We start from the raw sequence: 21,355 nt of genomic DNA on the forward strand, positions 1-21,355 counted from the left end.
GAGCGGCCCGGACTCTTCACCTCGCCCCGCTTGCGGGGAGAGGTCGGATTGCGCAGCAATCCGGGTGAGGGGGTACAGGTCCCAAAGCCATCTCATCCGCGGAGAGATGCCCCTCACCCCAACCCTCTCCCCGTAAGAACGGGGAGAGGGGGAGGACAGAGTCTTAATTCAACTTCTCGATCGCAACGGCCACACCCTGACCGACGCCGACGCACATGGTGGCGAGCGCGAGCTTGCCGCCGCGCTTCTCCATGCCGTGCACGGCGGTGAGCGCGAGGCGCGCGCCGCTCATGCCGAGCGGATGGCCGAGCGCGATGGCGCCGCCATGCGGGTTGACGTAGTCGGCATCGTCGGCGACGCCGAGCTGGCGCATGCAGGCAATGCCCTGCGAAGCGAAGGCTTCGTTGAGCTCGATCAGGTCGAAATCGCTGATCTTCTTGCCGAGCCGCTCCATCAGCTTGCGGGTCGCGGGCACTGGGCCGATGCCCATGATGCGCGGCGGCACGCCGGCCGAGGCAAGGCCGAGGATGCGCGCGCGCGGCGTCAGGCCATGCTTCTTCACCGCGGCCTCCGAGGCGAGGATCATGGCGGCGGCGCCGTCATTGACGCCCGACGCGTTGCCAGCGGTCACCGTGCCGGGATTGCGCACGATCGGCTTCAGTTTGGCCAAGCCTTCGAGCGTGGTCTCGGGACGCGGATGCTCGTCCTTGTCCACCGTGATGGGACCAGCCTTGCCGCCGGGAATGGTGATCGGGATGATCTCTTCGGCGAAATAGCCGGCTGCGATCGCCTTGCCGGCGCGCTGCTGCGAGCGGATCGCGAAGGCGTCCTGGTCGGCACGCGAGACCTGGAACTCCTCGGCGACGTTCTCGCCGGTCTCGGGCATGGCATCGACGCCATACTGCGCCTTCAAGAGCGGATTGATGAAGCGCCAGCCGATCGTGGTGTCGAAGATCTCGGCGGAGCGCGAGAAGGCCTCCTGCGCCTTGCCCATCACGAAGGGCGCGCGGGTCATGGATTCGACGCCGCCAGCGATGGCCAGTTCGATCTCGCCGGAACGGATGGCGCGGCCTGCCGCACCGACCGCATCGAGGCCGGAGGCGCAGAGGCGGTTGAGCGTCTGGCCGGGAACCGAGTCCGGCAGGCCCGCCAGCAGCAGCGCCATGCGTGCGACGTTGCGGTTGTCCTCGCCGGCCTGGTTGGCGCAGCCGAAGAACACTTCGTCCACCTGGGCCCAGTCGAGATTGGGGTGCTTGGCCATCAGCGCCTTGATCGGGGCGGCGGCGAGGTCGTCGGCGCGCACCTTGGCGAGCGAGCCGCCGAAACGGCCGATCGGGGTCCGCACGGCATCGCAGATAAAGACGTCACGCATCGTTGTTCTCCCTGAATGCCGCGATCCGGCCAAATTCTTCAATGTCGGCGGAGTTTTAGGAGGGCGCCCGCGGCAGGTCAATTGACGGTTTCGCGGGCGGCGTATTCGGCTAAGCGCCATGAAACTCCATCGTCATTCCGGGGCGCGCGAAGCGCGAGCCCGGAATCCATAACCACGAGCCGGGGTTATGGATTCCGGGCCTGCGCCGTTCCGGCGCATCCCGGAATGACGGCGGAAAATGTGGCGCCCGCCTGCACTACACGGACAACGTGGAAAACCTCCCCACCCCGGCCAAACCGATAGGAGCAGGTGCCGAAATTTTGTAGGTTGCGCCGCCCATGACCATGCAACAACCGATACCCGTACCGCCGCCCGACGAAGCGCCAGCGCCACAGGCGGAGGCCGCCGCGCGCGTCACGCCGATGATGGAACAGTACCTTGAGATCAAGGCTGCGCATCAGGGCTTGCTGCTGTTCTACCGGATGGGCGATTTCTACGAGCTGTTCTTCGAGGATGCCGAGACCGCCTCGAAGACGCTCGGCATCGTGCTGACCAAGCGCGGCAAGCATCAGGGCAATGACATCCCGATGTGCGGCGTGCCGGTCGAGCGCTCCGAGGATTATCTGCACCGCCTGATCAGCGCCGGCCACCGGGTCGCGGTCTGCGAGCAGACCGAGGACCCTGCCGCGGCGAAAGCGCGCGGCAACAAGAGCGTCGTGCGCCGCGGCGTGGTGCGGCTGGTCACGCCGGGCACGCTGACCGAGGACACGCTGCTCGATGCGCGCGCCAACAACTACCTGCTGGCGATCGCGCGCGCGCGTTCGTCCGCCGGTGGCGACCGCTTCGGTCTCGCCTGGATCGACATCTCGACCGCCGAATTCATGGTCACGGAAGTTTCGGGCGGCGAGCTCGCCGCGACGCTGGCGCGCATCAACCCGAACGAGGCGATCGTCACCGACGCGCTCTTTGGCGACAACGAGCTCAGCCAGACCTTGCGCGAATTGCCGGCGGTGACGCCGCTGACCCGCGACGTCTTCGATGGCGCTACTGCCGAGAAGCGCCTCTGCGACTATTTCGCGGTCGCGACCATGGATGGCCTGGCGCAGCTCACACGGCTGGAAGCAACGGCTGCGGCCGCCGCCGTCACCTATGTCGACCGCACCCAGGTCGGCAAGCATCCGCCGCTGTCGCCGCCCGCGCGCGAGGCTTCCGGCGCCACCATGGCGATCGATCCGGCGACGCGCGCCAATCTCGAATTAACGCGGACGCTCGCCGGCGAGCGCCGCGGCTCGCTGCTCGACGCCATCGACTGCACGGTGACCTCGGCGGGCTCGCGCCTGCTGGCGCAGCGGCTCGCAGCGCCGCTGACGGATGCGCCGGCGATCGCACGGCGGCTCGACGCGGTCAGCACTTTCGTTGCGGATTCTGCCGCACGCGAGGACATCCGCAGCATCCTGCGCGGCGCGCCCGACATGTCGCGCGCGCTGGCCCGCCTCTCGGTCGGCCGCGGCGGACCGCGCGACCTTGCGGGCATCCGCGACGGCATCATCGCCGCCGATCAGGTGCTGACGCGGCTTTCCGAGCTCGACCAACCGCCGCAGGAGATTGCGGCGGTGATGGCGGCCCTGCAGCGACCGTCGCGCGAGCTCGCATCCGAATTTGCCCGCGCGCTCGACGAGCAGCTGCCGCTGATCAAGCGCGACGGCGGCTTCGTCCGCCCGGGCTACGAGCCCGCGCTCGACGAAGCGCGAAACCTGCGCGATGCCTCGCGCCTCGTGGTCGCTTCGATGCAGGCGCGCTACGCCGACGACACCGGGGTCAAGGCGCTCAAGATCCGCCACAACAACGTGCTCGGCTATTTCGTCGAGGTCACCGCGCAGCATGGCGACAAGCTGATGTCGGCGCCGCTGAACGCGACCTTCATCCACCGACAGACGCTGGCGGGCCAGGTCCGCTTCACCACGTCGGAGCTCGGCGAGATCGAGGCCAAGATCGCCAATGCCGGCGATCGCGCGCTCGGCCTCGAGCTCGAAATCTTCGAGAAGCTCTGCGCCAAGACGCTCGAGATCAGCGACGATCTGCGCGCCGCGGCGCAAGGCTTTGCATTGCTCGACGTCGCGACCTCGCTGGCCAAGCTCGCCGTCGACGAGAACTATGTGCGGCCTGAGGTCGATTCGTCGCTCGCCTTCGCCATCGAAGCCGGCCGTCATCCCGTGGTCGAGCAGGCCTTGAGGCGCAATGGCGAGCCGTTCATCGCCAATGCCTGCGACCTCTCGCCTGGCCCAGCGCAAAAATCCGGCCAGCTCTGGCTGCTGACCGGTCCCAACATGGCGGGTAAATCGACCTTTCTGCGCCAGAACGCGCTGATTGCACTGCTGGCGCAGATCGGCAGCTTTGTGCCGGCGACGCGCGCGCGGATCGGCATCATCGACCGCCTGTTCTCGCGCGTCGGCGCCGCCGACGATCTCGCCCGCGGCCGCTCCACCTTCATGGTGGAGATGGTCGAGACCGCGGCGATCCTCAATCAAGCTGGCGAACGCTCGCTCGTCATCCTCGACGAGATCGGCCGCGGCACCGCGACCTTTGACGGCCTCTCGATCGCCTGGGCCGCGATCGAGCACCTGCACGAAAGCAACCGCTGCCGCACGCTGTTCGCGACGCACTACCACGAGCTGACCGCGCTCTCGGCCAAGCTGCCGCGGATGTTCAATGCGACCGTGCGGGTGAAGGAATGGCAGGGCAATGTCGTGTTCCTGCATGAGGTGCTGCCGGGCTCGGCCGACCGTTCCTACGGCATCCAGGTCGCCAAGCTCGCCGGCCTGCCGCCCGCCGTGATCACGCGCGCCAAATCTGTGCTCTCGAAGCTGGAGGCGCAGGACCGCGGCCAGACCGCGCGGGCGCTGGTGGACGACCTGCCGCTGTTCGCCGTTCCCTCCCGCGCCGCCGCGGAGGCCGCCCCGCCGAGCGAGGCCGAGCTGCTGATGGAAGCCGTGAAGGCGCTGCACCCGGACGAGATGTCGCCGCGCGAGGCGCTCGATGCGCTCTATGCGTTGAAGGCCAAGCTGCCGAAGCAATAGCGGTGCCGTAGGGTGGGCAAAGCGAAAGCGTGCCCACCATGTCACAGCCAAGATCGGATAGATGGTGGGCACGGCGCGCAAAGTGCGCGCCTTTGCCCACCCTACGATTCCGAGTGCTTGACTACGCCCGCGCCGCGATCGCCGCGGCTTCCGCGGCGGCGCGCTGCATGCTGGTCGACATCTCGTTCGTCACCGTGCTCTGCTCCTCGACGGCAGCCGCCGTCGAGGTCACGTATTCGCTGACGTTGTTGATCGCCTGCTTGATCGAGCCGAGCGCGCTGACGACGTCGCCGGAGATGCCGTTGAGGCTGCCGATCTCCTGGCCGATCTTGTCGGTTGCCTGCTTGGCCTGGTTGGCGAGGCTCTTCACTTCGGACGCGACTACCGCGAAGCCGCGGCCGGCTTCGCCGGCGCGGGCGGATTCGATCGTGGCGTTGAGCGCGAGCAGGTTGATCTGTCCAGTGATGCTGTTGATCATCTCGACGATGCCGCTCATCGCCTGCGCCGCCTCGGTGAGGCGCTGCGCCTGCGCGTCGGCGGCGGCGACCTGGTCCACCGCGCTCATCGCGGTCTCGCGCGACTTGGTCATCGCCTCGGAGATCTCGCGGACCGAGGCGTTGAGCTCCTCGGAGCCGGCGGCGACCGATTCCATCATGCCGCGGACGCGCTCGTTGCCCATGCGGACCAGCACCTGCCGCGTGGTGTCGGTGGCGTATTTCACGACCTTGAACGGCTTGCCGTTGAGATCGAGGATCGGGTTGTAGGAGGCCTGGATGTAGACCTCCTTGCCGCCCTTGCCGATGCGCTTGTATTCGGCCGCTTGGTACTGGCCGCGGTTGAGCGCGGCCCAGAACTCGCGATAGGCCGCGCCGTCGCGCTCACTGGGCTCGACGAACATGCTGTGATGCTTGCCCTTGATCTCGGCCAGCGGATAGCCGAGCGCAGCGAGGAAGTTAGCGTTCGCCGTGATGATCGTGCCGTCCATGTTGAATTCGATCACGGCTTGGGCCTTGTCGATCGCCGCGATCTGACCGGCGAGATCGGCGTTCTTCAGCTTTTCCGCGGTAATGTCTGTTGCGTACTTGACCACGCCGAACGGCTTGCCGCTCTCGTCGAGTAGTGGATTGTACGAGGCGAGGATCCAGACCTCGCGGCCGCCCTTGCCGATACGCTTGAACTCGCCGGCCTGGTAGTCGCCGCGGTTGAGCTTGGCCCAGAACTCGCGATAGGCCGCACCGTCGCGTTCGGCGGGGGCGACGAACATGCTGTGATGCTTGCCCTGGATCTCGGCGAGCGAATAGCCGAGTGCCTTGCAGAAATTCTCGTTGGCGGCGACGACGGTGGCGTCGAGCTTGAATTCGATCACGGCCTGGGCGCGGCTGCTGGCGGCGATCTTCGAGGCGTCCGTCATGCTCCGGATCTTCTTCTCGGTGATGTCGGTCGCGATCTTGGCGACCATCACCGCCTTGCCGTTGCCGTCGAGCACCGGATTGTAGGATGCTTCGATCCAGACCTCATGGCCGTCCTTCGCGATTCGCTTGAACTCGCGCGCCTGATACTCGCCACGATTCAGTGCGGCCCAGAACGCCTTGTACTCGGAAGTTTCGCGCTGGTCGGCCGGCACGAACATCGAGTGATGCTTGCCCTGGATTTCCTCGAGCCTATAGCCGAGGGCATCGAGAAAATTCTTGTTGGCGGTGACGATCGTCCCATCAAGTTTGAATTCGATCATCGCCTGCGAGCGACCAATGGCATCGAGCCGCGCCTGTGCATCACTATGGGACTTGCGACCGAACATCCAAATGTCTCCTCGATGAGAAATCGTTTTACATGACGCAACCAGCGTCGCTCTTGCGCTCGAAAATTTTCGGCTCGCCCGTCACTCGGGTGTACTGGAACCATAGGCCCGCATTTGATGAGGGCCGCCTCCACAGCCGACGGGTATATTTACGGACAAGGCGCAAAGATTAAATTAACGACGCTATCGAAATCGCGCAGCCAAGCACCGCAGTACTACTGGCCAATCCCCCGCAAAAATTCCGTGTGGAATGCTTACGCTTCAATGCGCTGTCTTCGGCGTCCACTCCACCACAGCGTCAAGTTCCACGTCACGCAGGTTGCAAGCGCCAGAAAAAGACCAATCGCCGATTCAAATTTCACGACCCCAACGTGCATCACTGCAATCGCCATGCCGAATCCGAGCAGCCCCCAGGCGGAATTGGCGAGCACGGCAGCAGTCGGCGGACCGCCGATGCGCGGATGCAGGATCACCATGATGCTGGTGAACACGATCGGGTAGAGCGCGATGACGCCGCTTACCCGCGGGCCGACCCAGCCCGAGGTCGAGACCACGATCGCGACCAGCGTCGCCACCAGCGAGGCGCGGAACGGGATGTCGTACCAGCGGCGCGTCACCAGCGGCATCTTCGCGTGGCGGTACTTTGCGAGCAGCGGAATGCAGATGCCGAAAGCGACCAGGTTCACGGCGAGGCCGGCCGTCAAGCTCCAGTCGAACAGGCGGATGATGGAGGCGAGCACGATCCACACCGCGACCGCGCTTCCGACACTCACCAGCAGATTGTTCCGCTGCGCCAGCACGACATAGGTGAGCCCGAGGACGATCGTCGCGGCGTTGACCGGAAGGCTCGCCAGCGCGCCTTGCGCGATGAAGGCGGCGTCATGGTCGATCGCGAGGAAGACATAGGAGGGGCCCGCCGAGATCGGCAGCGTCGCCACCAGCGCGCCGATCACCGGGCCGGAGCGTTCGGTGATGATCGAAGCCGACACGACGAACGCCGCCGCAATCGCCATGCGCAGGAGAAGAATGAGAATGAAGTGGAGGTCGAGGGACATTTTTTTGTTTTTGTCGTCGCGGACAGGCGAAGCGCCGATCCGGATGTAGGCGAAGCATTCTGTCCGTCATTCCGGGGCGCGCCGCTTGGCGCGAGCCCGGAATCCAAAACCACAGGCCGTGGTGGTTAAAGAGCTGGAGCTACGACCGTCTGAAATCACTACGGCCTGGGCTATGGGTCCCGGGCTCGCGCCAAGCGGCGCGCCCCGGGACGACACCGATTGTTCGGTTAGGGCCTTCGCGTCACATCCGCTGCATTGACACCGAAACCTTCGGGCCGTTCTTGATGGTCTGGTAGACCACGCAGTAGCGCTCGGTGAGTTTCAGCAGGAGGTCGAGCTTGTCCTGCGGTGCATCGGTATCGACCTCGAAGCGCAGGCGGATCTCGGCGAAGCCGACCGGCGTCTCCTTGTCGACGCCGAGCGTGCCGCGGAAATCCAGATCGCCTTCGGCATAGACGTTGCCGGTCTTCAGCGGCACCTCGATCGCGGTCGCCACCGATTTCAGCGTGACGCCGGCGCAGGCGACGAGGGCTTCCAGCAGCATGTCGCCGGAGCAGAGCTCGAGGCCGGAGCCGCCGGTGGCGGGGTGCAAACCGGCCATTGCGATGGCGCGGCCGGTCTCGACCTTGCAGGCGATGCCTTCGCTGTCGGTGGAGCCCTTGGCCTTCAGCGTGATCATCGCGGCCTTGGGATCGGTCTTGTAGCGTTCCTTGATCGGAGCCTGCATCTGGCGCAGTTCGGCGGCGTCCATGTTGTTCTCTCCCGGAAAATACGCCTGCCGATGTACCGGCTTAAGGAGCGAATGTCACCACCACATGGCCTGACCGGGACCCTGGGTTGCGTCACGGTCGGGCACGCTGCGGTCGAGCGAGCGGTCGAGTGACTTCAGCACACTCCGCTTGAAGGTCTCGAACAGCGGCGCGTTGCGGTCGCGCGGCCGGGCGAGATTGATCTCGATCTGGTCGAACAGCCGGCCCGGCCGCGGCCGCATCACCAGCACGCGGTCGGCCAGCACCACGGCCTCGTCGACGTCATGTGTGACGAGGATCAAGGTCGGGCGCGTGTCGGCCCAGAGATCGAGCAGATGATCCTGCAAATCCCTGCGGGTGAACGCATCGAGCGCCGAGAACGGCTCGTCGAGCAGCAGCACCTCGGGCTGCGGCACCAGCGCACGGGCGATCGCGACGCGCTGCGCCTGTCCGCCGGAGAGCTCGCGCGGCCAGGCTTGCGCCTTGTCGGCGAGACCAACACGATCGAGCGCGCGCGCGACCTTGTCGCGCCGCTCGGCCGCCGGCAGATCGGCGAGCCCAAAACCGATATTGTCGGCGACGCTGAGCCAGGGCAGCAGCCGCGGCTCCTGGAAGATGATGCCGATCTTGGCGTGCGGCGAAGAGATCGCTTCGCTGTCGAGCGTCACCGTGCCGGAGCTGGCGCGGTCGAGGCCGGCGATGGCGCGCAGCAATGTGGACTTGCCGCAGCCCGAGCCGCCGATGATGGCGATGATCTCACCCTGTTTGATCTCGGCGGAGAAGCGCGCCAGCGCCTCGACGCCGTTGGGATAGGTCTTGCTGACCCGGTCGAGTGCCAGCATCGCGTTAGGCTCCCCTCGCGCGGGAGAAGGCGTCCTGCCAGCGCAGGAATGGCGCGGCCGCGACCTCGATCAGCCAGTCGGTGAGCTTGCCGAGGATGGCGAAGATCACGATGGCGGCGAGAATCTGCGCAGGCTTGCCGAGCTGCTGGCCGTCGAGCAGGAGATAACCGAGACCTTCGGAGGCGCCGATCAGCTCGGCGGCGACCACGAACATCCAGCCGAGACCGAGACCGACGCGCAAGGACACGACATAGGCCGGCAGCACCGCCGGCAGCAGGATGCGCCGGATCATGGCAAAGCCGGAGAGGCGGAAGGTGCGGCCGACCTCGACGATCTTGCGATCGACCGACAGGATCGCACCCATCACGCCCAAATAAACCGGGAAGAACACACCGACCGCGATCAGCGCGATCTTCGAGGTCTCGAAGATGCCGAGCCAGAGGATGAACAGCGGCACCCAGGCGAGCGAGGGGATCGCGCGCAGCGCCTGCACGGTTGGATCAAGCAGCCGCCGCGCCAGCGACCAATAGCCGGAGATGGCACCTAACAGCGTGCCCGCCACCACGCCGAATGCAAAGCCGAGACCGACGCGCCACAGTGTCGCGGCGATGTGACGGACCAGCTCGCCAGAGCGGGCGAGTTCGGTGATGGTGGCGAACACGCGCGAGGGCGGCGGCACCAGGCGACCGTTGGACCAGCCCAGAAAAACCACGAGCTCCCAGCCGAGCGCAAGTGTGATCGGCAACAGCAGCCCCAGCATCGGCCGCCCGTAGCGCGACAGCCGCGAGGGCGCGGCAGCACGTTCGGCGGGTTCCGAAGTTTGCTGCAGGACTGGCGCGTCGGAGATCATGGCCGGTAGGAAGCGCGTCTCGCCGGGGAATGCAACACTACTCTTGCCGCGCCCTCCGCTGTCGTCCCGGGGCGCGCGCAGCGCGAGCCCGGGACCCATAGCCACAGGACGATGTGGTTACGGGGACTCGGAGTGACCGCCTTAGCGCCAAGCCACGCCCTGTGGTTATGGGTCCCGGGCTCGCTTCGCGCCCCGGGACGACGACGGAATTTGCTGCGCGCGCGTGCCTCTTCCCTGCCGACTAATTCGTCGGCAGCGGGACCTGGTCGTCGATCAGCGCATCCAGCGTCGCCTTCACGTCTACCTTGGCGTCGACGACGCCGGCTTGCTGGAGCGCGAGGCCGGCGGCGAGGATCGACTCGCGCTGGGGCGCGCCGATGCGGCTGTGGGTCAGCTCGGTACGCTCCTTGAGCTGCTTGTCGACGACGGCCTCGGGCAGCTTCGTCACGGCGATGAAGGTCTTCTTCAGCTCGTCGTAATTCGCCAGCGAATATTTTCGCGCCTCCTCATATACCGCGAGCACGCGGCGGGCGGCGTCGGGATAATCCTTCAGGAACTGCTCGCGCACATTGAGGATGCCCCAGGTGTTGGCGTCGGCCTTGCGGTAGAACAGCTTGGCGCCTTCCTCGACCTCGGCCTGCGCCATCATCGGATCGAGACCGGCCCAGGCATCGACGTCGCCGCGGATCAGCGCGGTCTTGCCGTCGGCGTGCTGGAGCAGCACCGGCGTGATGTCCTTTTCGGTGAGACCGGCACCCAGCAGTGCGCGCACCAGGAAGATGTGCGGATCGGTGCCGCGCGTCACCGCGACGCGCTTGCCTTTGAGATCAGCGACATCAGCGATCTTGGAATCCTTGCCCGTCACCAGCGCGGTCCATTCGGGGCGCGAATAGACATAGATCGACTTGATCGGGTTGCCGTTGATGCGAGCGACCAGCGCCGCCGAGCCGGCGGTCGAGCCGAAATCGATCGAGCTGGCGTTGAGGAATTCGAGCGCCTTGTTGGAGCCGGCCGACTGCACCCAGGTGATGGTGATACCGTCCTTGGCGAACTCCTTCTCCAGGAGCCCCTTCTGCTTCAGGACCATGGACACCGGATTGTAGGTCGCCCAGTCGATGCGGATTTCCTTGAGCGGATCCGCCGCCTTTGCCGCGGGGGTCGCGGCAAGCGCAATGGCTCCCGCGAGCAGAATGCGTCGTGTCATCCAGGTCACGCCCAGTATCCTCCAAAACTTCATTGTTTTTCAATGAGTTATATCTAGAGGTCAATGAGAAAATCCGCCCCTTGAAAGCGTGGCGGCCGAGAACAGATTTGCCCAAAGCCGCACCTTTCCAGCATGGAACGACTATTGCCTGAGAATGGCGGGTGACAGCGCCTGTCACCTCTTATATCCGATGAGACTCTATATTCGGTGAGACATGGACAGCGTCGCGACTGAGCAGAAGCCTGAGGTGGACGATCGTTTCGATACCGCACGGATCACCGCCGCGGTCGATGCCCTTGCCGAAAAGCATGAAGGACGCGAGGACGCGTTCCGCACCGCGGTCGCACAACTGCTCAAGGCCGAGCTGATCGCGGCGCGCGCCGCGGCGCAGGCGATCCTGCTGAAGGACCGTCACGGAAGGCGCTGTGCCGAGCGGCTGTGCCATGTGCAGGACGAGATCATCCGCATCCTCTATTCGGCAGCAACCCGCCATCTCTACCGCTCGCCGATTCCGAGTGGTGCCGAGCGCATGGCGGTGGTCGCGACCGGCGGCTATGGCCGCGGCCTGATGGCGCCCGAGTCCGACATCGATCTGCTCTTCATCCTGCCTTACAAGCAGACCGCCTGGGGTGAGCAGGTCGCCGAAGCCATTCTCTATTGCCTGTGGGACATGGGGTTGAAGGTCGGCCATGCCACGCGCTCGGTCGACGAATCGATCCGCCAGGCGCGCGGCGACATGACCATCCGCACGGCGATCCTGGAGACGCGCTTCCTCACCGGCGACCAGCCGCTCTACGACGAGCTGGTCGAGCGCTTCGATAAGGAAGTGGTGCAGGGCACCGCGTCCGAATTCGTCACCGCGAAGCTCGCCGAGCGCGAGGAGCGGCACCGTCGCGGCGGCCAGTCGCGCTATCTGGTCGAGCCCAACGTCAAGGACGGCAAGGGCGCGCTGCGCGACCTGCACACGCTGTTCTGGATTGCCAAATACGTCTATCGCGTGCGCGACACCGACGAGCTGGTCGAGCGCGGCGTCTTCGACGCGCAGGAATACCGCACCTTCCGCCGCTGCGCCGATTTCCTCTGGTCGGTGCGCTGCAATCTGCATTTCTACTGCGGCCGCGCCGAGGAGCGCCTCTCTTTCGACCTCCAGCGCGAGATCGCGATCCGGCTCGGCTACACCTCGCATCCCGGCATGCAGGACGTCGAGCGCTTCATGAAGCACTACTTCCTGGTCGCCAAGGACGTCGGCAACCTCACCGCCATCCTCTGTGCCAAGCTCGAGGACCAGCAGGCCAAGCCCGCGCCGGTCTTGAGCCGGATGATGGCGCGGCTGCGCCCGACGCCGGTGAAGCGGCGCGTGCCTGATAGCGACGACTTCATCGTCGACAACAACCGCATCAACGTCGCCGCGCCCGACGTGTTCAAGCACGATCCGGTCAACCTGATCCGCATCTTCCGCCTCGCGCAGAAAAACAATCTCGCGTTCCATCCGGACGCGATGCGCGACGTGACGCGCTCGCTCGGCCTGATCAACGCGCAGCTGCGCGAGAACCCCGAGGCCAACCGGCTGTTCATGGAGATCCTGACCTCCGACAACGCGGAGATCGTGCTGCGGCGGATGAACGAGACCGGCGTGCTCGGCCACTTCATCCGCGCCTTCGGCAAGATCGTCTCGATGATGCAGTTCAACATGTATCATCACTACACCGTCGACGAGCACCTGATCCGCTGCATCGGCTTCCTCCAGGACATCGAGCGCGGCGGCATCGAGGAGTTCACGCTCGCCAGCGACCTGATGCGCAAGACCCGCCCCGAGCACCGCGCGGTGATCTATATCGCCACGCTGCTGCACGACGTCGCCAAGGGCCGGCCCGAGGATCACTCGATCGCCGGCGCCAAGGTCGCGCGCCGACTGTGCCCGCGGCTCGGCTTCAGCCCGGCCGACACCGAGCTCGTGGCCTGGCTGATCGAGGAGCACCTCACGATGTCCACGGTCGCGCAGTCGCGCGACCTTTCGGATCGCAAGACCATCGAGAATTTCGCCGCCGTGGTGCAGTCGGTCGAGCAAATGAAGCTGCTCACCATCCTGACCACCGCCGACATCCGCGGCGTCGGTCCGGGCGTCTGGAACGGCTGGAAGGCGCAGCTGCTGCGTTCGCTGTATTACGAGACCGAGCCGGTGCTGACCGGCGGCTTTTCGGAAGTCGATCGCGGCAAGCGCCTCACGGCCGCCTACGCCGAATTCCGCAACGCCTTCGCCGAATGGCCGGCGGACGAGCTCGATGCCTATATCGCCCGGCACTATCCGGCCTACTGGCTCAAGGTCGAGCTGCCGCGAAAGATCCGCCACGCCCGCTTCGTGCGCTCCAGCGAGCAGGCCGGCCACAAGCTCGCGATCAATGTCGGCTTCGACGAGGTGCGCGGCGTCACCGAGCTGACGATCTTCGCCGCCGACCATCCCTGGCTGCTGTCTATCATCGCCGGCGCCTGCGCCTCGGCCGGCGCCAACATCGTCGACGCCCAGATCTACACCACGACCGACGGCCGCGCGCTCGACACCATCTCGATCTCCAGGGAATACGACCGCGACGAGGACGAGGGACGGCGCGCCACGCGAATCGGCGAGATGATCGAGGACGTGCTCGAAGGCAAGTTGCGCCTGCCCGAGGTGGTGGCGCGGCGCACCGTGCGCAGCAAGGCGCGGCCGTTCGTGATCGAGCCGGAGGTGACCATCAACAACCAATGGTCCGACCGCTACACCGTGATCGAGGTCTCCGGCCTCGACCGGCCCGGCCTGCTCTATGAGCTGACCACCGCGATCTCGAAGCTCAACCTCAACATTGCGTCAGCCCATGTCGCGACCTTCGGCGAGCGAGCCCGCGACGTGTTCTACGTTACCGACCTCCTGGGCGCACAGATCAATGCGCCGACGCGGCAGTCCGCGATCAAGAGCGCGCTGACCCATGTAATGGCCGGCGACAAGGCGGTGCAGCCGGCGGCGTGAAGCTGGTTGCGCGCATCTCTTTCCCTTCGTCATTCCGGGGCGCCGCGTAGCGGCGAGCCCGGAATCCACATCCACCAGCCGGGGTTATGGATTCCGGGCCTGGCCCTTCGGGCCCTCCCGGAATGACGAGTGGAGAGATTGGCCTGCATCAGGCCTTTAAACCTCCACCCCCTCATGCCGCAGCAGCCACCTCTTCCGCTCCAGCCCGCCGCCATATTTCACCAGCGAGCCATCCGCGCCGATCAGTCGGTGGCATGGCAGCACGACGCTGATCGGGTTGGAGCCGTTGGCGTGGCCGACGGCGCGAATGGCCTTCGGCATCTCGATCCTGGCGGCCATCGCACCGTAGCTCATCGTCGTGCCGACGGGAATCTTCGCCAGCGCGGTCCAGACCTTCTGCTGGAACGGCGTGCCGGCGATCCGCCATGCGATGCTTGAGAGCTGGCCGAGATCACCTTCGAAATAATTCGACAGCGCCGTCCGCATCTGGGTGGGCGCAGGCCGATCGGCCAGATCCACCGCGCCGTAATGCAGGCGCAACAGCTCGCGCATGCGGTGCTCGTAATCCTCCCAATCGAGCGCACGAAGATTGCCCTCGGCATCGGTGACGAGCAGCGCGACCCCTATCGGTGTCGGCAGGCGATCGACGCGGAAGCTTACAGACGGTCTGGTTGATCGAACGGGCATTGCGGCACCATGGCGTCGAAACACGGCATCGCGTTTGCCATGGCGGCCGTGCTAACGTCCACCCGAAAGCTGACGCTTTGGGGGAGCTCACCTTGACTCTAATCGCCAATATCCTGGTGGCGCTGGTCGCCGCACTGCACGCCTACTTCCTGGTCCTGGAGATGTTCCTTTGGACCAAGCCGCAAGGCCTGAAGGTGTTTCGCAACACGCCTGAGAAGGCCGAGATCACGAAGGTGCTCGCCGCCAACCAGGGGCTCTATAACGGCTTCCTCGTCGCCGGCCTGATCTGGGGTCTGGTCCACGGCAATCCGGCGTTCGCGTTCCAGATCAAGGTTTTCTTCCTGCTCTGCGTGATCGTGGCCGGGGCTTACGGTGCAGCGACCGTCAGCACGCGCATCCTGATCGTGCAGGCGCTGCCAGCGGCGGTCGCCTTGGCTGCATTGTTCCTGGCCCAATAGTCCTGACCTGAGACGCTTCAACGCCCGCCGCGATCCTTGCGCGGCACCTCGCGTTCCTCCACACTCTCCGGCAGCGATGGCGACCGTTGCAATCAACGGGAAAAGACCGTCGGCCGGAAAATTCCGTCAGGAGGAACATCCCAACATGAAGACTCGCAGAGCCTATATAGCTGCCACGGCGGCGTTCGCCTTCGCGTTCTCCGCCAGCCAAGCCTTCTTAAGTGAAGCCCTCGCACAGAAGAAATATGACACCGGTGCGAGCGACACCGAGATCAAGATCGGCCAGACCGTGCCGTTCTCCGGCGCCTACTCCGTCTACGCCAATATCGGCAAGACCCAGGCCGCCTACTTCAAGATGATCAACGATCAGGGCGGCATCAACGGCCGCAAGATCAACCTGATCCAGTATGACGATGCCTATTCGCCGCCGAAGACGGTCGAGCAGGTGCGCAAGCTCGTCGAAGGCGACGAGGTGCTGTTCACCTTCCAGATCATCGGCACCGCCGCCAACGCCGCCGTGCAGAAGTATCTCAACGGCAAGAAGATCCCGCAGCTCCTCGCTTCGACCGGCGCTGCGCGCTTCAACGATCCGCAAAACTATCCCTGGACCATCGCCTACAATCCCAACTACGTGTCCGAGGGACGGATCTACGCGAAGTACATTCTCAAAGAGCATCCCAACGCCAAGATCGGCGTGCTCTACCAGAACGACGACATGGGCCGCGATTATCTCGCCGGTCTCAAGAGTGGCCTCGGCGACAAGGCCGCCAGCATGATCGTCGGCGAGGTCTCCTACGAGGTCACCGATCCCACGGTGGATTCGCAGGTGGTGAAGCTGAAGTCGATGGGCGTCGATCTGTTCTATGATGCCTCGACGCCCAAATTCGCGGCGCAGGCGATCAAGAAGCTCGCCGACCTCGGCTGGACGCCGGTGCATATCCTCGACATCAATGCGAGCCCGATCTCGGCGACTTTGAAGCCGGCCGGCCTCGACATCTCCAAGGGCATCATCTCGACGCAATACGGCAAGGAGCCCGGCGACCCGCAGTGGAAGGACGATCCCGGCGTGAAGGCCTTCTTCGCCTTCATGGACAAGTATTTCCCTGAAGGCGACAAGCTCAACACCGTCAACACCTACGCCTATTCGGTGGCGGAGCTACTGGTGCAGGTGCTGAAGCAGTGCGGCGACGACCTGTCGCGCGAGAACGTGATGAAGCAGGTCGCCAACATCAAGGACTTCACCCCGAGCTTCGCGCTGCCCGGCATCAAGATCAACACCGGGCCGAACGACTACCGCGTCAACAAGCAGATGCAGATGATGAAGTTCAACGGCGAACGCTGGGAGCTGTTCGGACCGATCATCGAGGACACGGGTCCGTCAGGTTAGTTCGTCTCTTAGGCGGCAGCGGACGCTCTCTCGCTCCCTCCCCCCCTTGCGGGGGAGGGTTAGGGAGAGGGGCGCCACACGGCAAGGCCTGTCGATCATGCCGTGACCGCGCTCTCCTCGCATTCGACTGCTGCGTCTGCGCTTCAAAGCACTGCTCTCGCCCGCGGCGACCCCTCTCCCTAGCCCTCCCCCGCAAGGGGGGAGGGAACGCAGCGGAGTGCGGGGCTGAAGTAATGCCCCTACGAACGGCTCGCCACGCCCACCTTGCGTCGCAGCAATCGTTCCTCCACACTCCTCTTCAGCGATGGCATCGGGCGCGCAGTGCGCCCGGCAGACCGTCGGAAAAACAAGCTGAGGAAATTGCGAATGAGGAATGGAATTCTGCATCTGGCCACGGCGACGGCGCTGACCCTCGCGCTGTCGATCTCTGCGGCCAATGCCCAGAAAAAATATGATCCGGGCGCGAGCGACACCGAGATCAAGGTCGGACAGACCGTGCCGTTCTCGGGACCGGCGTCGGCCTATGCGTCGATCGGCAAGACCCAGGCCGCCTATTTCAAGATGATCAACGACCAGGGCGGCATCAACGGCCGCAAGATCAATTTGATCCAGTATGACGATGCCTATTCGCCGCCGAAGGCCGTGGAGCAGGTGCGCAAGCTGGTCGAGAGCGACGAGGTGTTGCTGACCTTCCAGATCATCGGCACGCCCTCGAACGCCGCCGTGCAGAAATATCTCAATGCCAAGAAGGTACCGCAACTGTTCGCGGCGACCGGCGCCTCGAAGTTCACGGATCCCAAGAATTTCCCGTGGACCATGGGCTACAACCCGAACTACTTCGTCGAAGGCCGCATCTACGGCCAGTACATCATAAAGGAGCATCCGAACGCCAAGATCGGCGTGCTCTATCAGAATGACGACCTCGGCAAGGACTATCTGAACGGCCTCAAGGCCGGCCTCGGCGACAAGGCCGCCAAGATGATCGTGACCGAAGCGTCCTACGAGGTCTCCGATCCGACCGTGGATTCGCAGATCCTCAAGATCAAGGACGCCGGCGCCGATCTGTTCTTCAGCGCCACCACGCCGAAGCAGGCGGCGCAGGCGATCAAGAAGATCGCCGAGCTCGGCTGGCATCCGGTGCAGATCGTCGACATCAACGCCACCTCGGTCGGCGCGGTGATGAAGCCGGCGGGGCTCGAGGCCGCCAAGGGCGTCATCAGCGTCAACTACGGCAAGGATCCTCTCGATCCGACCTGGAAGGACGACGCCGGCATGAAGCGTTATCTCGACTTCATGGCGAAGTATTATCCCGACGGCGACAAGGATTCGAACTTCAACACCTACGGCTACGGCACCGCCCAGCTGCTCGCCCACGTGCTCCAGCAGTGCGGCGACAACCTGACGCGCGAGAACGTCATGAAGCAGGCGGCCTCGCTGAAGGACGTCACCGGCGACATCGCTCTACCCGGCATCAAGGCCAACACCTCGGCCACCGACTACCGCGTCAACAAGCAGCTTCAGATGATGAAGTTCAACGGCGAGCGCTGGGAGCTGTTCGGCCCGATCCTGGAAGATGCGGGGCCGGCGGGTTAGTTCTCGGAAACAACTTCCTCGACGACGTCATGCCCGGGCTTGTCCCGGGCATCCACCTTCTTGGGGCGACAACGGAAGGCGTGGATCGCCGGGTCAAGCCCGGCCATGACGATGGAGAGAGATTCGCCCAATGGCATTCACTCCGGTATCTCCCCAAAATTCTTGCCCACCGGCAGCACGGCGTGGCGGATCAGGCGCGAGTCCTCCACCGCCGCCTGCCGGTGCTTCACCGCCTCGCGATAGATGGGATCGCGGATCATCTCGACGAAGGCGGCGACGCTCGGATATTCCGCGATGAAGCAATGGTCCCAGCGCTCCTCCTGCGGGCCGATCAGCATCAGCTCGAATTTGCCCTGCCAGACGATGCGACCGCCGAGGCGCTCGAACACCGGGCCGCTCTCCCGGCCATAGGCGGCATAGGCTTCCGCGCCGCTGGCCTTGCGGCCATCGGGATAGGCGGCTTCCTTCCGCAACCGGACCAGGTTGAGCATGTGGATCGGACCCGGGCGGTCGTTGTCCCGGAACTGTGCGAAAATCTCCTTGGTCGGATCGATGTGGCCCATGCGAACTCCCTCTTCTTTATGCATTCGATCCTAACTCCCACGCCCGGGAAGCGGAACTGCGGCGGGCGAAGGCCGCATCTCCTAATCGCGCGTTAACGCCGGGGTAACCGGGCCTTAAACAGCGACCGCTAGCGTGCGGCGGGGCGGTCTGACCGGGCGTTTTGCGTATGGCGTGGGGAAAGAAAAAAGGTGGGCGGAAGGAGCCGTTGTTCGGCTTGCCTGCTGCGCTCGCCGATCTGCGCCTGACCGCCGCGGACCGCATCCCCGGCGGCGACGACACGCCGAAGAAATCCGCCAAATCATCCGCCAAGCGCAAAGCCGACGAGCCCGACGAGGAGCCGCCGCGCGAGCGGAAGACTCAGGCGAGCCGCAGCGGCGCCAAGCGCCGCTCGAAATCGCGCGGAGGGTTCCGCCTCGGCCGGCTGGTCTATTGGGGCGCGGTGCTAAGCCTGTGGGGCGTGATCGCCGTGATCGGCGTCGTGATCTATGTCGGCGCCCATCTGCCGCCGATCCAGTCGCTGGAGATTCCCAAGCGCCCGCCGACGATCCAGATCGTCGGCATCGACGGCAGCATGCTGGCGCAGCGCGGCGAGATGGCCGGCGCCAATGTCGCGCTGAAGGATCTGCCGCCCTATCTGCCGAAGGCGTTCATCGCGATCGAGGACCGCCGCTTCTATTCGCATTTCGGCATCGATCCGATCGGCATCCTGCGCGCCCTCGTCACCAACGTGCTCCATCGCGGCGTGTCGCAGGGCGGCTCCACTCTGACGCAGCAGCTCGCCAAGAACCTGTTCCTGACCCAGGAGCGGACCATGCAGCGCAAGCTGCAGGAGGCGGAGCTGGCGATCTGGCTGGAGCGCAAGCATTCCAAGAACGATATCCTGGAGCTCTATCTCAACCGCGTCTATTTCGGCTCCGGCGCCTACGGCGTCGAAGCAGCCGCGCAGAAATATTTCGGCAAGTCGGCCAAGAACGTCACGGTCGCGGAAGCCGCGATGCTGGCCGGTCTCGTCAAATCGCCCTCGCGCCTTGCGCCCAACCGCAACCCCGAAGGCGCCGAAGCGCGCGCCCAAGTCGTGCTCGCGGCGATGGCGGACGCGAAATTCATCACCGACGCGCAGGCCCAAGCCTCGATCGGTCATCCCTCCTACAATGTGAAGCCGGCCGGCGCCGGCACGGTCAACTATGTCGCCGACTGGATCGGCGAGGTGCTGGACGATCTGGTCGGACAGATCGACGAGAGCATCAAGGTCGAGACCACGATCGATCCGAAGCTGCAGAGCGTCGCCGAAGCCGCCATCATCGACGAGCTCGCGGCCAAGAGCGTGAAGTTCAATGTCAGCCAGGGCGCGCTGGTGGCGATGACGCCCGACGGCGCGGTGCGCGCCATGGTCGGCGGGCGGAACTATTCCGACAGCCAGTACAACCGCGCGGTCACGGCCAAGCGCCAGCCGGGCTCGTCGTTCAAGCCATTCGTGTACCTCACCGCGCTCGAGCAGGGGCTGACGCCTGATACGGTGCGCCAGGACGCGCCGATCGAGGTCAAGGGCTGGAAGCCCGAGAACTACACCCATGAATATTTCGGCGCGGTGACGCTGACCCAGGCGCTGGCGATGTCGCTCAACACGGTCGCGATCCGCCTCGGTCTCGAGGTCGGGCCGAAGAACGTGGTGCGCACCGCGCACCGGCTCGGCATCTCCTCGAAACTCGAGCCCAACGCCTCGATCGCGCTCGGCACGTCGGAGGTCTCCGTGGTCGAGCTGGTCGGCGCCTATGCGCCCTTCGCCAATGGCGGCTTGGCCGTCACCCCGCATGTGGTGACGCGGATCAGGACGCTCAGCGGCAAGCTGCTCTACATGCGCCAGCCCGACGAGCGCAATCAGGTGATCGATCCCCGCTATGTCGGCATGATGAACGCGATGATGCGGGAGACGCTGATATCGGGCACCGCGAAGAAGGCGGAGATCCCGGGCTGGCCGGCGGCCGGCAAGACCGGCACCAGCCAGGATTATCGCGACGCCTGGTTCATCGGTTACACCGCCAGCCTCGTCACCGGCGTCTGGCTCGGCAATGACGACAACTCGCCGACCAAGAAGGCGACCGGCGGCGGCCTGCCGGTCGAAGTCTGGTCGCGCTTCATGAGGACGGCGCACGAAGGCGTGCCGGTGGCGAACCTCCCAAACTCGCAAGCCAGCTGGGGCCTGTCGAACCTCGCGCAGGCGGCCTCGCAGGTGTCGCCGCCGACACCGGCCGCGCCTCTGCCCGCACCGGCGCCGGTGAGCAATGGCGGCTATCGCCCGCCACCGCCGACGCGCGCCAATGTGCGGCCGGAAGCCGCCGCGGGGCTGGATGGCTGGCTGATGGACCGGCTGTTTGGTGGAAATCGATAGCTTCGGCTTGAGGTCATCAAGGCCTCCAAACTCAAACTGCGAAAACAACCCCATGCACAGTAGGCGGTGATATCAGGCGCTGTGCGCGGCGGATGGTACGAAGCGCTTGACGCGGCGGGGTAAATCACGCGTCTCGCGCAATCATCGCGAAGTGTGGCGAGAATCGAGCAACACTCGCTGACGTCGCCTCCGTCTCCGTCGTCATTCCCCGCCACCGGGTCTCGCCTTCGGCGAGCCCGATGACAGGCTCCGGCGGGGAATCCAGCACACCGCGACCTCTCGACTCAATCACTGGCGCTGGTGGAATACTGGATCGCCCGCCTTCG

16 protein-coding genes are annotated in these 21,355 nt (G+C 65.1%); 6 read left to right on the forward strand and 10 right to left on the reverse strand.

Annotated elements, in window-relative coordinates:
* Positions 1–163 precede the first annotated feature (163 nt).
* On the reverse strand, positions 164–1,372 hold the full coding sequence (pcaF, locus tag AAFG16_RS45970; protein ID WP_342735894.1) for a 3-oxoadipyl-CoA thiolase: 1,209 nt from the start codon (positions 1,370–1,372) through the stop codon (positions 164–166).
* A 338-nt stretch (positions 1,373–1,710) separates the two neighbouring features.
* Between pcaF and mutS the strand changes: the two genes are divergently transcribed.
* The gene (mutS, locus tag AAFG16_RS45975; protein WP_342735896.1) at positions 1,711–4,449 is read left to right on the forward strand and encodes a DNA mismatch repair protein MutS; all 2,739 of its coding nucleotides are present in this window, start codon (positions 1,711–1,713) and stop codon (positions 4,447–4,449) included.
* A 121-nt stretch (positions 4,450–4,570) separates the two neighbouring features.
* Here the strand turns inward: mutS and AAFG16_RS45980 are convergent, their stop codons facing one another.
* From AAFG16_RS45980 to AAFG16_RS46005, 6 genes are all read right to left on the reverse strand, one after another.
* On the reverse strand, positions 4,571–6,247 hold the full coding sequence (locus tag AAFG16_RS45980; RefSeq protein ID WP_342735898.1) for a PAS domain-containing methyl-accepting chemotaxis protein: 1,677 nt from the start codon (positions 6,245–6,247) through the stop codon (positions 4,571–4,573).
* A 254-nt stretch (positions 6,248–6,501) separates the two neighbouring features.
* Positions 6,502–7,302 carry a hypothetical protein gene (locus tag AAFG16_RS45985; RefSeq protein ID WP_342735900.1) on the reverse strand — a complete coding sequence of 267 codons (801 nt, stop codon included), beginning with the start codon at positions 7,300–7,302 and terminating at the stop codon, positions 6,502–6,504.
* A 241-nt stretch (positions 7,303–7,543) separates the two neighbouring features.
* Complete coding sequence (locus AAFG16_RS45990; protein WP_027563284.1) at positions 7,544–8,053, reverse strand: OsmC family protein; 510 nt, start codon at positions 8,051–8,053, stop codon at positions 7,544–7,546.
* Between the two features lie 54 nt (positions 8,054–8,107).
* On the reverse strand, positions 8,108–8,893 hold the full coding sequence (locus tag AAFG16_RS45995; RefSeq protein ID WP_283082758.1) for an ABC transporter ATP-binding protein: 786 nt from the start codon (positions 8,891–8,893) through the stop codon (positions 8,108–8,110).
* Between the two features lie 4 nt (positions 8,894–8,897).
* Positions 8,898–9,743 (reverse strand): ABC transporter permease, encoded by an 846-nt coding sequence (locus AAFG16_RS46000; RefSeq protein WP_283082759.1) that lies wholly within the window; start codon positions 9,741–9,743, stop codon positions 8,898–8,900.
* 241 nt (positions 9,744–9,984) lie between these two features.
* On the reverse strand, positions 9,985–10,947 hold the full coding sequence (locus AAFG16_RS46005; protein WP_342741084.1) for an aliphatic sulfonate ABC transporter substrate-binding protein: 963 nt from the start codon (positions 10,945–10,947) through the stop codon (positions 9,985–9,987).
* A gap of 214 nt (positions 10,948–11,161) precedes the next feature.
* Here AAFG16_RS46005 and AAFG16_RS46010 point away from each other — a divergent pair, with 214 nt between their 5' ends.
* Positions 11,162–13,951 (forward strand): [protein-PII] uridylyltransferase, encoded by a 2,790-nt coding sequence (locus AAFG16_RS46010; protein ID WP_342735903.1) that lies wholly within the window; start codon positions 11,162–11,164, stop codon positions 13,949–13,951.
* Positions 13,952–14,107: 156 nt separating this feature from the next.
* Here AAFG16_RS46010 and AAFG16_RS46015 read toward each other — a convergent pair whose 3' ends face one another.
* Positions 14,108–14,638 carry a methylated-DNA--[protein]-cysteine S-methyltransferase gene (locus AAFG16_RS46015; protein WP_342735905.1) on the reverse strand — a complete coding sequence of 177 codons (531 nt, stop codon included), beginning with the start codon at positions 14,636–14,638 and terminating at the stop codon, positions 14,108–14,110.
* A gap of 92 nt (positions 14,639–14,730) precedes the next feature.
* Here AAFG16_RS46015 and AAFG16_RS46020 point away from each other — a divergent pair, with 92 nt between their 5' ends.
* The 3 genes from AAFG16_RS46020 to AAFG16_RS46030 all read left to right on the forward strand — a co-directional run bounded on the left by AAFG16_RS46020 (position 14,731) and on the right by AAFG16_RS46030 (position 18,076).
* Positions 14,731–15,096 carry a DUF1304 domain-containing protein gene (locus AAFG16_RS46020; protein ID WP_342735907.1) on the forward strand — a complete coding sequence of 122 codons (366 nt, stop codon included), beginning with the start codon at positions 14,731–14,733 and terminating at the stop codon, positions 15,094–15,096.
* A gap of 145 nt (positions 15,097–15,241) precedes the next feature.
* A complete protein-coding gene (locus AAFG16_RS46025; protein ID WP_342735909.1) occupies positions 15,242–16,483 on the forward strand; it encodes an ABC transporter substrate-binding protein in 1,242 nt (413 codons plus the stop codon).
* Positions 16,484–16,849: 366 nt separating this feature from the next.
* Positions 16,850–18,076 carry an ABC transporter substrate-binding protein gene (locus AAFG16_RS46030; protein ID WP_283082765.1) on the forward strand — a complete coding sequence of 409 codons (1,227 nt, stop codon included), beginning with the start codon at positions 16,850–16,852 and terminating at the stop codon, positions 18,074–18,076.
* On the opposite strand, the gene AAFG16_RS46035 is transcribed toward AAFG16_RS46030, so the two are convergent.
* Together AAFG16_RS46035 and AAFG16_RS46040 are read right to left on the reverse strand one after the other, a co-directional pair.
* Complete coding sequence (locus AAFG16_RS46035; protein ID WP_342735911.1) at positions 18,073–18,207, reverse strand: hypothetical protein; 135 nt, start codon at positions 18,205–18,207, stop codon at positions 18,073–18,075. The genes AAFG16_RS46030 and AAFG16_RS46035 overlap by 4 nt on opposite strands.
* 6 nt (positions 18,208–18,213) lie before the next feature.
* A complete protein-coding gene (locus AAFG16_RS46040; protein WP_342735913.1) occupies positions 18,214–18,639 on the reverse strand; it encodes a DUF1330 domain-containing protein in 426 nt (141 codons plus the stop codon).
* Between the two features lie 167 nt (positions 18,640–18,806).
* Here AAFG16_RS46040 and AAFG16_RS46045 point away from each other — a divergent pair, with 167 nt between their 5' ends.
* On the forward strand, positions 18,807–21,029 hold the full coding sequence (locus AAFG16_RS46045) for a penicillin-binding protein 1A (RefSeq protein ID WP_342735915.1): 2,223 nt from the start codon (positions 18,807–18,809) through the stop codon (positions 21,027–21,029).
* Positions 21,030–21,355: the final 326 nt, after the last annotated feature.

This window comes from Bradyrhizobium sp. B117 (assembly GCF_038969555.1).
Lineage (GTDB): Bacteria > Pseudomonadota > Alphaproteobacteria > Rhizobiales > Xanthobacteraceae > Bradyrhizobium.

Excerpts from the sequence above, each read along its gene's own strand:
- pcaF (WP_342735894.1), bottom strand. The coding sequence starts at position 1,372 with ATGCGTGACGTCTTTATCTGCGATGCCGTGCGGACCCCGATCGGCCGT.
- mutS (WP_342735896.1), top strand. The coding sequence starts at position 1,711 with ATGACCATGCAACAACCGATACCCGTACCGCCGCCCGACGAAGCGCCA.
- AAFG16_RS45980 (WP_342735898.1), bottom strand. The coding sequence starts at position 6,247 with ATGTTCGGTCGCAAGTCCCATAGTGATGCACAGGCGCGGCTCGATGCC.
- AAFG16_RS45985 (WP_342735900.1), bottom strand. The coding sequence starts at position 7,302 with ATGTCCCTCGACCTCCACTTCATTCTCATTCTTCTCCTGCGCATGGCG.
- AAFG16_RS45990 (WP_027563284.1), bottom strand. The coding sequence starts at position 8,053 with ATGGACGCCGCCGAACTGCGCCAGATGCAGGCTCCGATCAAGGAACGC.
- AAFG16_RS45995 (WP_283082758.1), bottom strand. The coding sequence starts at position 8,893 with ATGCTGGCACTCGACCGGGTCAGCAAGACCTATCCCAACGGCGTCGAG.
- AAFG16_RS46000 (WP_283082759.1), bottom strand. The coding sequence starts at position 9,743 with ATGATCTCCGACGCGCCAGTCCTGCAGCAAACTTCGGAACCCGCCGAA.
- AAFG16_RS46005 (WP_342741084.1), bottom strand. The coding sequence starts at position 10,947 with ATGACACGACGCATTCTGCTCGCGGGAGCCATTGCGCTTGCCGCGACC.
- AAFG16_RS46010 (WP_342735903.1), top strand. The coding sequence starts at position 11,162 with ATGGACAGCGTCGCGACTGAGCAGAAGCCTGAGGTGGACGATCGTTTC.
- AAFG16_RS46015 (WP_342735905.1), bottom strand. The coding sequence starts at position 14,638 with ATGCCCGTTCGATCAACCAGACCGTCTGTAAGCTTCCGCGTCGATCGC.
- AAFG16_RS46025 (WP_342735909.1), top strand. The coding sequence starts at position 15,242 with ATGAAGACTCGCAGAGCCTATATAGCTGCCACGGCGGCGTTCGCCTTC.
- AAFG16_RS46030 (WP_283082765.1), top strand. The coding sequence starts at position 16,850 with ATGAGGAATGGAATTCTGCATCTGGCCACGGCGACGGCGCTGACCCTC.
- AAFG16_RS46040 (WP_342735913.1), bottom strand. The coding sequence starts at position 18,639 with ATGGGCCACATCGATCCGACCAAGGAGATTTTCGCACAGTTCCGGGAC.
- AAFG16_RS46045 (WP_342735915.1), top strand. The coding sequence starts at position 18,807 with ATGGCGTGGGGAAAGAAAAAAGGTGGGCGGAAGGAGCCGTTGTTCGGC.